Origin of the sequence: Marseilla massiliensis (assembly GCF_016899955.1) — a bacterium.
GTDB classification, from domain to species: domain Bacteria; phylum Bacteroidota; class Bacteroidia; order Bacteroidales; family Bacteroidaceae; genus Prevotella; species Prevotella intestinigallinarum.
Genome location: NZ_JACJJL010000019.1, coordinates 45,329 through 57,228, shown reverse-complemented (window position 1 = coordinate 57,228; position 11,900 = coordinate 45,329). Strand labels below are relative to the sequence as shown.

The window sequence follows — 11,900 nt, the reverse complement described above, 5'->3', positions numbered from 1 at the left end:
CACGCAAAAACAACGCCGGAAGCCTCGGCCGCCCGGCGCGTCCCGCTCCTGCGCGGCGGGGCATTACTGAAAAACTAAAACTATAACGAACCAATGACAGAAACCTCCAAGAACCTGATAGCCGAATACTACGCGCTCCATCTCGGCGAGTTAAGGGCCTTCGTGGCCAAGTGCACCGGCAGTCCCGCCGACAGCGAGGACATGGTGCAGACAATATTCCTGCGGCTGCTGCAGACCGACAAGATGATATCGGCCGTCACGCTGCCGTGCCTGGTCTACTCGGCGGCACGCAACATCGTGGCCGACTACTGGCGCCACCGCAAGTCGGTGGAGCGGCACGAGACTTACGTGAAGAGCCACTGCGACTGTGGCACCGACAGCGGGCCGGCATCGGTGTATGCGCCGGCCGAGATAATGCAACTGCTCGAGAGGGGCATGGCACGGCTGTCGCCCAAGTCGAGGCGCATCTACACAATGAGCGTGGTGGGCGGCATGCGGGTGTCTGAGATATCCGACACGCTCGGCGTGGCCTACAAGAGCGTTGAAAACAGGCTCGGGGCCGCCCGCAAGGAGATGAGGCGGTATATGAGCCGTATGCTTGCCTGAGGCATGCCCCCGGCGAGGGGCGCGGCCAGCGCCGGCAGTCGCCCCAAGGCCGGAAATATTGACCGGCAGGCAAAGAAATGGGCGAATGATGCCGCGGTTTGGCGGAAAAGTTGTACTTTTGCATTGTTTTAACGCTTTAGGACAACACAGATTATGTTTTCAAAGAAAAAAAGATGGCACGCCCTGCCCGGGCAGGAGCTCACCGAGCTTGACAAGCAGGTGATGTACTGGGAGAAGAAAGGCAAGCTCGTGCCAACGCGCGACCTGGTGAAGACGCCCGAGCAGATAGAGGGCATACGCCGCAGCGGCGTGGTCAACACGGGCGTGCTCGACGAGGTGGCCCGCCGGATTCACGCCGGCATGACCACGCTCGAGATAGACCGTATTTGCCACGACTATTGCGTGGGCCATGGCGGGGTGCCGGCATGCCTCGGCTACGAGGGATTCCCCAAGAGCGTTTGCGTGAGCATCAACGAGGTGGTGTGCCACGGCATACCCAAGGACACCGTGGTGCTCAAGGAGGGCGACATCGTCAACGTTGACTTCACAACCATACTCGACGGCTACTACGCCGACGCTTCACGCATGTATGTCATCGGAAAGACAACACCCGAGAAGGAGCAGCTCGTCAGGGTGGCCCGGGAGTGCCTCGAGATAGGGGCCGAGGCCGCCAAGCCTTACTGCTTCGTGGGCGACATAGGCCACGCCATACAGAAGCACGCCGAGAAATACCACTACGGGGTGGTGCGCGACCTGTGCGGCCACGGCGTGGGGCTTCAGTTCCACGAGGAGCCCGAGGTGGTGCACTTCGGCCACCGCGGCACGGGCATGCTGCTCGTGCCGGGCATGGTGTTCACCATAGAGCCCATGATCAACATGGGCACGTGGAAGGTGTTCATCGACGCCGACGACGAGTACGGCTGGGAGGTGATCACGGGCGACGAGAAGCCCAGCGCCCAGTGGGAGCACACTTTCCTCATGACCGAGCACGGGGTTGAGATACTGTCATACTGATTACGGATGCTATGGAAAAGAACAAAGACATATATATATTAGGCATAGAGAGCAGCTGCGACGACACCTCGGCTGCCGTGCTGCGCGACGGGGTGCTGCTGAGCAACGTCACCGCCAGCCAGGATGTGCACAAGGCCTACGGTGGCGTGGTGCCCGAGCTGGCCTCGAGGGCCCACCAGCAAAACGTGGTGCCGGTGGTCGACCAGGCCCTCAAGCGGGCGGGCATCACCAAAGACCGGCTGTCGGCCGTGGCCTTCACCCGCGGGCCGGGGCTCATGGGCTCACTGCTCGTGGGCGTGAGCTTCGCCAAGGGGTTCGCGCGCTCGCTGGGCATACCGCTCATCGATGTCAACCACCTGCAGGGCCATGTCATGGCGCATTTCATCAAAGAGAGCGACGACGACACTTCGGCGCCGCCGCTGCCATTCATCTGCCTGCTCGTGAGCGGGGGCAACTCGCAGATTGTCAGGGTCAACGCCTACAACGACATGGAGGTGCTGGGCCAGACCATCGACGACGCCGCAGGCGAGGCCATCGACAAGTGCTCGAAGGTGATGGGACTGGGATACCCCGGGGGGCCAATCATCGACAGGCTCGCAAGGCAGGGCAACCCGCAGGCTTACAAGTTTGCCGAACCGCAGATACCGGGCCTCGACTACAGCTTCAGCGGCCTCAAGACGTCGTTCCTCTACTCGCTGCGCGACTGGGTGGCGGCAGAGCCCGACTTCATAGAGCGCCACAAGGAAGACCTGGCCGCAAGCCTTGAGCACACCATAGTAGACATACTCATGAAGAAACTGCGCAAGGCTGTCAAGCAGACCGGGATAAAGCACGTGGCCGTGGCCGGAGGGGTGAGCGCCAACAACGGGCTCAGGGCCGCCTTCCGCGACCATGCCGAACGGTACGGCTGGACCATATACATACCAAAGTTCAGCTACACCACCGACAACGCCGCAATGATTGCCATCACGGGCTACTACAAGTACCTCGACGGGGTGCATTGCAGCATCGACGCACCGGCGTTCTCGAAGGTGACGTTCCAATAGACAAACAAACTTACTACACTCATACATACACAAAAGCACATCATGGAGTTTGAAAGCAAGATAATAAGCAGGGAGATAAGCCAGCTGCTTTGGGAGAGGGAGCAGACGCTCGGCACAGCCGAGAGCTGCACCGGCGGGCGCATAGCCGAGGCCATCATTTCGGTGCCCGGGGCGTCGAAGTATTTCAAGGGGGGCATCATTTCTTACGCCAACGAGATAAAGGAGCGCATGCTCGGGGTGCCCCACGAACTCATCGAAGAGAAGACGGCCGTTTGCGAAGAGGTGGCCGTGGCAATGGTCGAGGGGGCTTGCAGGGCCCTGTGCACCGACTTCGCCATAGCCGCAACCGGACTGGCCGGGCCCACAGGTGGGTCGAAGGAGATACCCGTAGGCACCATCTGGGTGGCGTGCGGATCGCCGGGCAGCGTCAGGACGCTCAAGGTCGAAGAGGACCACGGGCGTGACATCAACCTGGCCATAGCCACAAAGAAGTCCATGCAACTGTTCCTCGACTTCCTGCGGGAAGAAGATGCAGAGCAGGCCGGCGACAACGGCGGAGGGGCAGACGAGTGACCGCGCCGAGCCGCGGGCAGCACGGCAAACAATGGCTGCCGACACAACGCCAGCAAGGCCGGTACATGGTGACAGCGAAAGAAAAAAATCATTAAAACGCTGATTTTTAGGGCAAATATTTTGTTTTTAGAAAAAAATGCCGTACCTTTGCAACCTGTTTGGAATAAGTTACTAAAAAGAACAAAGAAAACTTAGATAGAAATGTCGAAGATTTGTCAGATTACGGGTAAGAAGGCACAGATAGGCAACCATGTGTCTCACTCAAAGCACCGCACAAAGCGCAGCTTTGACGTTAACCTTTTCAGAAAGAAGTTCTACTATGTTGAGGAGAACTGCTGGATAAGCTTGAAGATCAGCGCTGCAGGCCTCCGCTTGATTAACAAGGTAGGGCTCGACGCTGCATTGAAGCAAGCCGTCTCCAAAGGATACTGCGACTGGAAGGAAATAAAAGTGATAGGAGACTAATTCATTATGGCAAAGAAAGTTAAAGGCAACCGCGTACAGGTTATACTGGAGTGCACTGAGATGAAGAACAGTGGACTGCCCGGCACAAGCCGCTATGTCACCACGAAGAACCGCAAGAACACTCCCGACAGGATGGAGCTCATGAAGTACAACCCCATCCTCAAGAAGATGACTCTCCACAAAGAGATTAAATAATTTTTTTAAGGCACTTTACACATGGCAAAGAAAACCGTCGCAACCCTCCACGAAGGCTCAAAGGATGGTCGCGCTTACTCAAAAGTGATAAGGATGGTCAAGAGCCCGAAGACGGGTGCTTACATCTTTGATGAGCAGATGGTTCCCAACGAGGCCGTAAAGGACTTCTTCAAGAACTAAGATACTTTTATTCATAACATCCGGCAGGCCACCCCACGACAGGGTGGCCTGCTTGCTGTTTTGTATGGTGGCTGTCTCTCAGCTCTCCCAGCTCTCCCAGCCCTCCCAGCTCTCCCAGCTCTCCCAGCTCTCCCAGTCCTCCCAGCCCTCTCAGCTCTCCCAGCTCTCCCAACTTCCGGTATACCCCCTGTTTTATCCCCATAATCTTTCCGACTCTCGGTTTTTATTCGTATCTTTGCAGATGATAAGTGCATACCGGCGCCCAAGGGCCCGTGCCCCGCGCCGGCCGGCATTGTCTCAGCACAAAATATCGCGATATGGGAATATTCGGCTTTTTCAACAAAAACAAGAAAGAAACGCTCGACAAAGGTCTTGAGAAGACCAAGACAAGCGTCTTCGACAAACTGGCCCGTGCAGTGGCCGGCAAGTCGAAGGTTGACGACGATGTGCTCGACAACCTCGAGGAGGTGCTCATCACGAGCGACGTCGGAGTGGACACCACCCTCAAGATCATCAAGCGCATCGAAGAGCGCGTGGCGCGTGACAAGTACATCAGCACATCAGAGCTCAACGGCATACTCCGCGACGAGATATCGGCGCTGCTGGCCGAGAACAACTCCGACGACAACGACAACTGGGAACTGCCCGCCGACCATTCGCCATACGTGATACTCGTGGTAGGCGTCAACGGGGTGGGCAAGACCACCACCATAGGCAAGCTGGCTTACCAGTTCAAGAAAGCCGGCAAGAAAGTATACCTCGGCGCTGCCGACACCTTCCGTGCCGCAGCCGTAGAGCAACTGTGCATATGGGGTGAGCGCGTCGGCGTGCCCGTCATCAAGCAGCAGATGGGCAGCGACCCCGCGTCGGTGGCATTCGACACGCTCAGCAGCGCCAAGGCCAACGGGGCCGACGTGGTGCTCATCGATACCGCCGGCCGACTGCACAACAAGGTTGGCCTGATGAACGAGCTTAAGAAAATCAAGGACGTCATGAAGAAGGTGCTGCCACAGGCACCCGACGAGGTGATGCTCGTGCTCGACGGTAGCACAGGGCAGAACGCCTTCGAGCAGGCCAAGCAATTCTCGGCCGTCACCCAGATCACATCGCTGGCCATCACCAAGCTCGACGGAACAGCCAAGGGCGGGGTGGTCATAGGCATCAGCGACCAGCTCAAGGTGCCTGTCAAGTACATCGGACTGGGCGAGGGCATGGAAGACCTCCAGCTCTTCAGCAAGCGCCAGTTTGTGGATTCATTATTCAAGAAAGACTGACAGTGAAGAAGCCAACGGTAGACATCATAACCATGGGGTGCTCCAAGAACCTCGTGGACAGCGAGACGCTCATGGGGCTCTTCGAGGCCAACGGATACAGCTGCACGCACGACAGCGACACGCCCGAAGGCGACATAGTGGTTATCAACACGTGCGGATTCATCGAAGACGCCAAGCAGGAAAGCATCGACACCATTCTCGAGTTCGCCCAGGCCAAGGAAGAGGGGCGCATCAGCCGCCTCTATGTGATGGGGTGCCTGTCGCAGCGTTACAAGGCGGAGCTCGAGGCAGAGATACCACAGGTAGACAAGTATTACGGCAAGTTTGACTACAAGCAGCTCATTGCCGACATGGGCAACCCGGGCACCGAGGTGTGCGGCGCCACGCGCCATGTCACCACGCCCCGCCATTACGCTTACCTGAAGATCAGCGAGGGCTGCGACCGCACATGCGCCTACTGCGCAATACCCATCATGACCGGAAGGCATGCCAGCCGCCCCGTCGACGAGATAGTGGCCGAGGTGGAACAGCTCGTGGCCGGGGGCACCACAGAGTTCCAGGTGATAGCCCAGGAACTGACATACTACGGCGTCGACATCGACGGCAGGCAGCACATTGCCGAGCTCGTCGACAGGATAGCGTCGGTGCCGGGCGTGCAATGGGTGAGGCTGCACTACGCCTACCCGGCGCATTTCCCTTGGGATTTGCTCAAGGTCATGGCCGAAAGGCCCAATGTGTGCCGTTACCTCGACATTGCCCTGCAGCACATCTCTGACAACATGCTGTCGAGAATGCGCCGCAACGTCACCAAGGACGAGACATACAGGCTCGTCGAGCGACTGCGCGCCGAGGTGCCGGGCATACACATCAGGACAACGCTCATGGTGGGATTCCCGGGCGAGACCGACGACGACTTCGACCAGCTGATGGACTTTGTGCGCTGGGCACGGTTCGAGCGCATGGGAGCCTTTGCTTATTCAGAGGAAGACGGCACTTACTCTGCAGAACACTACGCCGACGACGTGCCGCCCGAGGTGAAGCAGCGGCGGCTCGACAGGCTCATGGCGCTGCAACAGGAAATCAGCGCCGAGGTGGAGGCTGCAAAGGTGGGCAGTGTCATGAAGGTGGTCATTGACCGCCGTGAGGGCGACTACTACGTGGGCCGCACGGAGTTCTGCTCGCCGGAGGTCGACCCCGAGGTGCTGCTGCCCGCAGCCGAGCGGAAACTGGCCGTGGGCCACTATTACGATGCCAAGATAACAGGTGCGGAGGAATTTGACCTCTATGCCACAACAATATTCGACTGACTCTGTTTCTCATGAACAACAAGGATTTTATAGCCGAACTGTCGCGGCGCACAGGATACACCGCAGCCGCAACTCAGAAGATGGTCAACACCATCGTCGACGCGCTCGGCGATGCTTTCCAGGACGGCACCGCGGTGGCCATCGACGACTTCGGAACCTTCGACGTGCGCAAGAAGATGGAGCGCATAATGGTCAACCCGAGCACGCAGCAGCGGATGCTCGTGCCCCCGAAGCTGGTGCTGGGCTTCAGGCCCGTAGACGACTGGAAAGACAAGGTTAAGACACAATTGCAATGACACTGCCGCCCATGAACATGATTACTGTGCAGGAGCTGGCCCGTGTGCTGGCCGAGAGAAAGAAGCTCGAGGAGAGCGTGGCACGCTCGTTCGTGTCAACGATGTTCGACGTGGTGCGTGTTGCCCTCGAACGTGACAAGCTGGTCAAGGTGAAGGGGCTGGGCACGTTCAAGCTCATCGAGGTGAGCGCAAGGGAAAGCGTCAACGTTAACAGTGGCGAGCGCATGCTCATTGGCAGTTACGGAAAGATTACATTCACGCCCGACTCCATAATGAAGGAGATTGTCAACAAGCCCTTCTCGCAGTTTGAGACCGTGGTGCTCAACGATGGGGTGGAGTTCGACGACATAGAGCAGCAGGGGGGGGAACCCGTGCCGGAACCGGCCGTAGAGACTGATGGCGACATTTCCGAAGGCTATGCCGACTCGGATGCCGAGCAAGAGGCTGAACCGGCGGCCGAAATCGATACCGAACCCGATGCCGGCGATGGCAGTGGCATGAACGGCAATGCTGCCAATGGCCATGGGCAGGAGGGCTTGTCTCGTGAGCCGGATGGTGGTCTTGCCGGGCCCGCCGCTGGCAACGGTGGCTCTTCCGGCCCAGACGCCGCAGATGCGGAGGCCGGGCCGGAAGCTACGGGCGCCACGTCCGTGGCCGGGCCTTCTGTCGGGGCTGTGACCGATGCCGGCGACAAACATGCCGCAGCTGTGTCTTTGGAAAACCACGCGCAACCTGCTGCCGTCAGCGTGGCTGGCCCCGATGCGGGGCAGTCTTCGGCTTCGGATGCCGAAGCCCAGGCAGAGGCAGACGCTGGCGAGACTGTCATTCCGGCCGTTGACCGTGTGGAAGAGAGCGCCGGCAGGACTGGCATTTCCCCTTCTTCGCCAACAGCTTGTGCGGAAAAGGCAGACGATGGCGAGGCAGTGCCCGAGCCGGAGGCCGGAGCCCGGGGGCGCGGCGTGCGCGCGGCTATGCTCAGCCTGCTGGTTGTGGTGCTCATGGCTGCATCGGCTTACGGCGGCTATCTGTTCGGGCTCTACAAAGCCTACGGCCCGGCCTTGGCCAAGGACGGCGGCCGCGGGCAGACCGCTACGCAGGCAAAGCCGGCGGTACAGCCGGTAAAGAGTGTGCAGCCTGCCGCAACAGCCGACTCGGCCGCGGCGAAGGCTGCACCTGCCGATACCGCCACGGCGGTGCCACCCGCTGGCAAGGCCGCTGCCCCCGCGGAGAAAGCAGCAGGCAATGATGAAGGTGGCAAGGCCCGGCCTACCGAGGCCAAGGCGTTCGACCCGGCAAAGTATGACGCCATGGACAGCAGGGTGCGCACAGGTGCATACCGCATAGTGGGCACCGACCGCGTGGTAAGAGTGAAGCAGGGCGAGAGCCTGCAGCGCATCAGCGACCGCATGCTCGGCCCGGGCATGGAGTGCTACATAGAAGTTTACAACGGCCTGCCTGCCAATGCCGACCTCAAGGAGGGGCAGGCGCTGAAGATACCCAAGCTTGAACTGCGCAAGAAACGGCGTTAGGGCCGCGGCGGTTTCCGGCAGTACAACACGGTTGGGTGTTGGCGGAAACCGCGCTCTGGTCACAGGCGCCGTTGTTAACAGACACAGGGCGGAACCGGCCGACTTGGGCATAAAGCCCGCCTGCGGAGCCCACGGGCGCCGTTGGCGGGCCTGAGTTGTGCCGGGGCGGTGCTACCGTTGCCGCATGGCTGCCGGCCACAGCCTTATTGCCCGTGTCTGACGCGCATTTTGCCTATTCTGAAAAGTTTCTTAAAATGTAGTGTCTGAAAAACGTTTTTAATATAATTTAGATAGCTATATTCCGTTTTCACCCACTTATTGAGTATTTTTGCACCTACTTTTAAGCAGCATAGAACATAAACAACAAATAGACACATAATTATGGCAGAAGCTATTGATATCCGCGAACTTAACCTGCGGATAGAACAACAAAGCGCGTTTGTTACCAACCTCACCTCCGGCATGGATAGGGTGATAGTGGGCCAGAAGCACCTGGTGGACACCTTGCTCATTGGTTTGCTCAGCGATGGGCACATACTGCTCGAAGGCGTGCCCGGACTGGCCAAGACGTTGGCAATCAAAACATTGGCCCAACTTATTGATGCCGACTACAACCGAATCCAGTTTACACCCGATTTGTTGCCTGCCGACGTAATCGGAACGATGATATACTCTCAGAAAGAAGAGAAGTTCCAGGTGAAGAAAGGCCCTGTGTTTGCCAACTTCGTGCTTGCCGACGAAATAAACCGCGCCCCGGCCAAGGTGCAGAGCGCGCTGCTCGAGTCGATGCAGGAGAAGCAGGTGACCATAGGCAGCGAGACGTTCGGGCTGCCCGAGCTGTTCCTTGTCATGGCCACGCAGAACCCCATCGAGCAGGAAGGCACCTACCCGCTGCCCGAGGCCCAGGTTGACCGCTTCATGCTGAAGGTGGTGATAAGCTATCCCACGATAGACGAAGAAAAGAAAATCATACGCGAGAACATTGCCGGCAGCCTGCCAAAGGTGATGCCCGTGACCACGGCCGCCGAGATACTGCAGGCGCGCAGCGTGGTGCGCGAGGTGTACATCGACGAGAAGATAGAGCAGTACATTGCCGACATCGTGTTTGCCACGCGCTACCCCGACCGCTACGGGCTCAAGGAGCTCAAGGACATGATAGCCTTTGGCGGCAGCCCGCGTGCCAGCATCAGCCTTGCAAAGGCGTCGAGGGCATACGCGTTTATCAAGCGCCGCGGCTACGTGGTGCCCGAAGACGTGCGCGCCATAGCCCACGACGTGCTCCGCCACCGCATCGGCCTGACCTACGAGGCCGAGGCCAGCAGCGTGACAAGCGAGGAAATCATCAGCCGGATAATAAATAAGGTTGAAGTGCCTTGACGATGGAAGCCCAGGAGATTATAAAGAAAGTACGCAAAATCGAGATCAAGGCCCGCGGGCTGAGCTCGAACATCTTCGCCGGGCAGTACCACACGGCGTTCAAGGGCCGTGGCATGGCTTTCAGCGAGGTGCGCGACTACCAGTTTGGCGACGACGTGCGCGACATCGACTGGAATGTCACCGCCCGCTTCCACCGCCCCTATGTCAAGGTGTTCGAGGAGGAGCGTGAGCTTACGGTGATGCTTCTCATCGACGTGAGCGGCTCGCTCGACTTCGGCACGCGCCGCCAGATGAAGCGCGACATGGTGACGGAGATTGCCGCCACGCTGGCTTTCAGCGCCATACAGAACAATGACAAGACCGGGGTGATATTCTTCTCAGACAAGATAGAGAAGTACATACCGCCCAAAAAAGGGCGCAGGCACATACTCTACATCATCCGCGAGATGCTCGATTTCAAGGGCGAGAGCCGGCGTACCGACATCAACGTGGCGCTGCAGTTCCTCTCGAGCGTCATCAAGAGGCGTTGTACCGCCTTCGTGCTCAGCGATTTCTACGTGCGCGACAGTTTCTCACAGTCGCTCACCATCTGCAACCGCAAGCACGACATCGCTGCCATACAGGTTTACGACCCCTTTGCCAAGGAGCTGCCCGATGTGGGCCTGCTCAAGGTGGTCGACGCCGAGACAGGCTTCGAGCAGTACATCGACACGGGCAGCAGGCGCCTGCGCCAGGCCCACCGCCAGTACTGGCTCAACCGCCAGGCCATGCTTCAGGATGCGTTCAACAAGAGCAACGTCGACAACATATCAATATCCACCGACGAAGATTTCGTCAAGTCGCTGCTGCTGCTCTTCAAGAAGCGCGGCTGACGGCTTTAGTCGTGGCGCCGCCATGGCTGCCATGAATGCAAACAAAGACACTCATTGATGAAGAAGATTGTAGCTTTTATATTACTGATGGCCACTGTGTTGCCGCTCTCGGCACAAGTGTCGGTAGAGGCCCGCATAGACTCTATCGAGATGTTCATCGGCGAGCAGGTGCACGTCACGCTGACGGTGACGGCCGGCGACAAGGCCAACGTGGCCTTCCCCGTGTTCAAGCCGCAGCAGATGGTCACGCCCGGGGTCGAGGTGCTCAGCTCGACCGAGACAGGCAAGGAGCCGCTCGACAACGGCATGGCCTCATACAGCCGCATATACACACTGACCTCGTTTGACGGAAAGCTGTATTACCTGCCACCGTTTGCCGTGACCGTCGACGGAAAGCAGTACAAGAGCAAGAGCCTTGCGCTGAAGGTAATCGAGGTGCCGGTAGACACGGCCAACGTCGACAAGTTCTTCGGGCCCAAGGGCGTGCAGGACAACCCGTTCTCATGGGGCGACTGGAGCCTGCCGTTCTGGCTCAGCGTGCTCATGCTCGTGCTCGGCGCGTTGGGCTATTACCTCTATGTGCGGCTGCGCACGGGCAAGCCCGTCATAGCCTCGATAAAGGTGGTGAAGCGACTGCTGCCCCACCAGAAGGCCATGAAGGCCATCGAGCACATCAAGGAGGAGAAGATGGTGCAGTCGGAAAACCAGAAGGAATACTACACACGGCTCACCGACACGCTCCGCAAGTACATAGAGGAGCGCTACGGCTTCAGTGCCATGGAGATGACCAGCAGCGAGATTATAGATCGGCTGATGGCCGTGGCCGACGACAAGTCGCTCGACGAGTTGCGCGCGCTCTTCCGTACGGCCGACCTTGTGAAGTTTGCCAAGTACTCCACGCTCATCAACGAGAATGACATGAACCTTGTCAATGCCATTGAGTTCATCAACCAGACCAAGCTCGAGAACATGCCCGCCGAAGAGGTGGTGCGCCCCCAGCTCACCACAGAGCAGGTGCGCACGGTCAAGACGAGGCGCGTGCTGCGCGTGGCAGTGTGGCTGCTGGCCGCCGCCTGCGCCGCCATACTTGTCTACGTGGTCTACGCCATGTACAGGCTGATGGCTTGAACGCCCGCGGGCATAGGCTGACATAAAGATAAAGAGGA

The 11,900-nt window shown here is 58.7% G+C and carries 15 protein-coding genes; 14 read left to right on the top strand and 1 reads right to left on the bottom strand.

Annotated elements, in window-relative coordinates:
* The first annotated feature begins 93 nt into the window (after positions 1-93).
* From H6B30_RS11295 to H6B30_RS11265, 7 genes are all read left to right on the top strand, one after another.
* A complete protein-coding gene (locus H6B30_RS11295) occupies positions 94-606 on the top strand; it encodes an RNA polymerase sigma factor (RefSeq protein ID WP_205110668.1) in 513 nt (170 codons plus the stop codon).
* Between the two features lie 153 nt (positions 607-759).
* On the top strand, positions 760-1,620 hold the full coding sequence (map, locus tag H6B30_RS11290) for a type I methionyl aminopeptidase (RefSeq protein WP_239483916.1): 861 nt from the start codon (positions 760-762) through the stop codon (positions 1,618-1,620).
* Between the two features lie 11 nt (positions 1,621-1,631).
* Complete coding sequence (gene tsaD / locus H6B30_RS11285; protein WP_205110666.1) at positions 1,632-2,666, top strand: tRNA (adenosine(37)-N6)-threonylcarbamoyltransferase complex transferase subunit TsaD; 1,035 nt, start codon at positions 1,632-1,634, stop codon at positions 2,664-2,666.
* A 42-nt stretch (positions 2,667-2,708) separates the two neighbouring features.
* A complete protein-coding gene (locus H6B30_RS11280; protein ID WP_205110664.1) occupies positions 2,709-3,239 on the top strand; it encodes a CinA family protein in 531 nt (176 codons plus the stop codon).
* A gap of 201 nt (positions 3,240-3,440) precedes the next feature.
* Positions 3,441-3,704 carry a 50S ribosomal protein L28 gene (gene rpmB, locus H6B30_RS11275; RefSeq protein WP_205110662.1) on the top strand — a complete coding sequence of 88 codons (264 nt, stop codon included), beginning with the start codon at positions 3,441-3,443 and terminating at the stop codon, positions 3,702-3,704.
* Between the two features lie 6 nt (positions 3,705-3,710).
* Entirely contained in the window at positions 3,711-3,899 is a 189-nt protein-coding gene (gene rpmG, locus H6B30_RS11270) for a 50S ribosomal protein L33 (RefSeq protein ID WP_205110661.1), read from the top strand.
* A gap of 21 nt (positions 3,900-3,920) precedes the next feature.
* The gene (locus H6B30_RS11265; protein ID WP_205110659.1) at positions 3,921-4,079 is read left to right on the top strand and encodes a DUF4295 domain-containing protein; all 159 of its coding nucleotides are present in this window, start codon (positions 3,921-3,923) and stop codon (positions 4,077-4,079) included.
* A gap of 7 nt (positions 4,080-4,086) precedes the next feature.
* Here the strand turns inward: H6B30_RS11265 and H6B30_RS11260 are convergent, their stop codons facing one another.
* Positions 4,087-4,281 (bottom strand): hypothetical protein, encoded by a 195-nt coding sequence (locus H6B30_RS11260; RefSeq protein WP_205110657.1) that lies wholly within the window; start codon positions 4,279-4,281, stop codon positions 4,087-4,089.
* 115 nt (positions 4,282-4,396) lie between these two features.
* On the opposite strand from H6B30_RS11260, the gene ftsY reads away from it, so the two are divergent.
* The 7 genes from ftsY (at position 4,397) to H6B30_RS11225 (ending at position 11,862) form a co-directional block, all read left to right on the top strand.
* Positions 4,397-5,353, top strand: a complete 957-nt coding sequence (gene ftsY / locus H6B30_RS11255; RefSeq protein ID WP_205110656.1) for a signal recognition particle-docking protein FtsY — start codon at positions 4,397-4,399, stop codon at positions 5,351-5,353.
* A gap of 2 nt (positions 5,354-5,355) precedes the next feature.
* Positions 5,356-6,660, top strand: coding sequence for a 30S ribosomal protein S12 methylthiotransferase RimO (gene rimO / locus H6B30_RS11250; protein WP_205110654.1), 1,305 nt, complete (start codon positions 5,356-5,358; stop codon positions 6,658-6,660).
* A gap of 11 nt (positions 6,661-6,671) precedes the next feature.
* Positions 6,672-6,956: an HU family DNA-binding protein gene (locus H6B30_RS11245; RefSeq protein WP_205110652.1), complete on the top strand. Its 285-nt coding sequence runs from the start codon at positions 6,672-6,674 to the stop codon at positions 6,954-6,956.
* Between the two features lie 11 nt (positions 6,957-6,967).
* Positions 6,968-8,485, top strand: a complete 1,518-nt coding sequence (locus tag H6B30_RS11240; RefSeq protein ID WP_205110650.1) for an HU family DNA-binding protein — start codon at positions 6,968-6,970, stop codon at positions 8,483-8,485.
* A gap of 381 nt (positions 8,486-8,866) precedes the next feature.
* On the top strand, positions 8,867-9,862 hold the full coding sequence (locus H6B30_RS11235; protein ID WP_205110648.1) for an AAA family ATPase: 996 nt from the start codon (positions 8,867-8,869) through the stop codon (positions 9,860-9,862).
* 2 nt (positions 9,863-9,864) lie between these two features.
* The gene (locus H6B30_RS11230; protein WP_205110715.1) at positions 9,865-10,734 is read left to right on the top strand and encodes a DUF58 domain-containing protein; all 870 of its coding nucleotides are present in this window, start codon (positions 9,865-9,867) and stop codon (positions 10,732-10,734) included.
* A gap of 57 nt (positions 10,735-10,791) precedes the next feature.
* The gene (locus tag H6B30_RS11225; protein WP_205110646.1) at positions 10,792-11,862 is read left to right on the top strand and encodes a BatD family protein; all 1,071 of its coding nucleotides are present in this window, start codon (positions 10,792-10,794) and stop codon (positions 11,860-11,862) included.
* Positions 11,863-11,900: the final 38 nt, after the last annotated feature.

Bases quoted from the DNA above. Each gene is read 5' to 3' on its own strand.
- H6B30_RS11240 (WP_205110650.1), top strand. From the start codon at position 6,968: ATGAACATGATTACTGTGCAGGAGCTGGCCCGTGTGCTGGCCGAGAGA.
- H6B30_RS11245 (WP_205110652.1), top strand. From the start codon at position 6,672: ATGAACAACAAGGATTTTATAGCCGAACTGTCGCGGCGCACAGGATAC.
- H6B30_RS11230 (WP_205110715.1), top strand. From the start codon at position 9,865: ATGGAAGCCCAGGAGATTATAAAGAAAGTACGCAAAATCGAGATCAAG.
- H6B30_RS11260 (WP_205110657.1), bottom strand. From the start codon at position 4,281: ATGGGGATAAAACAGGGGGTATACCGGAAGTTGGGAGAGCTGGGAGAG.
- rpmG (WP_205110661.1), top strand. From the start codon at position 3,711: ATGGCAAAGAAAGTTAAAGGCAACCGCGTACAGGTTATACTGGAGTGC.
- map (WP_239483916.1), top strand. From the start codon at position 760: ATGTTTTCAAAGAAAAAAAGATGGCACGCCCTGCCCGGGCAGGAGCTC.
- rpmB (WP_205110662.1), top strand. From the start codon at position 3,441: ATGTCGAAGATTTGTCAGATTACGGGTAAGAAGGCACAGATAGGCAAC.
- H6B30_RS11295 (WP_205110668.1), top strand. From the start codon at position 94: ATGACAGAAACCTCCAAGAACCTGATAGCCGAATACTACGCGCTCCAT.
- H6B30_RS11225 (WP_205110646.1), top strand. From the start codon at position 10,792: ATGAAGAAGATTGTAGCTTTTATATTACTGATGGCCACTGTGTTGCCG.
- ftsY (WP_205110656.1), top strand. From the start codon at position 4,397: ATGGGAATATTCGGCTTTTTCAACAAAAACAAGAAAGAAACGCTCGAC.
- tsaD (WP_205110666.1), top strand. From the start codon at position 1,632: ATGGAAAAGAACAAAGACATATATATATTAGGCATAGAGAGCAGCTGC.
- H6B30_RS11235 (WP_205110648.1), top strand. From the start codon at position 8,867: ATGGCAGAAGCTATTGATATCCGCGAACTTAACCTGCGGATAGAACAA.
- H6B30_RS11265 (WP_205110659.1), top strand. From the start codon at position 3,921: ATGGCAAAGAAAACCGTCGCAACCCTCCACGAAGGCTCAAAGGATGGT.
- H6B30_RS11280 (WP_205110664.1), top strand. From the start codon at position 2,709: ATGGAGTTTGAAAGCAAGATAATAAGCAGGGAGATAAGCCAGCTGCTT.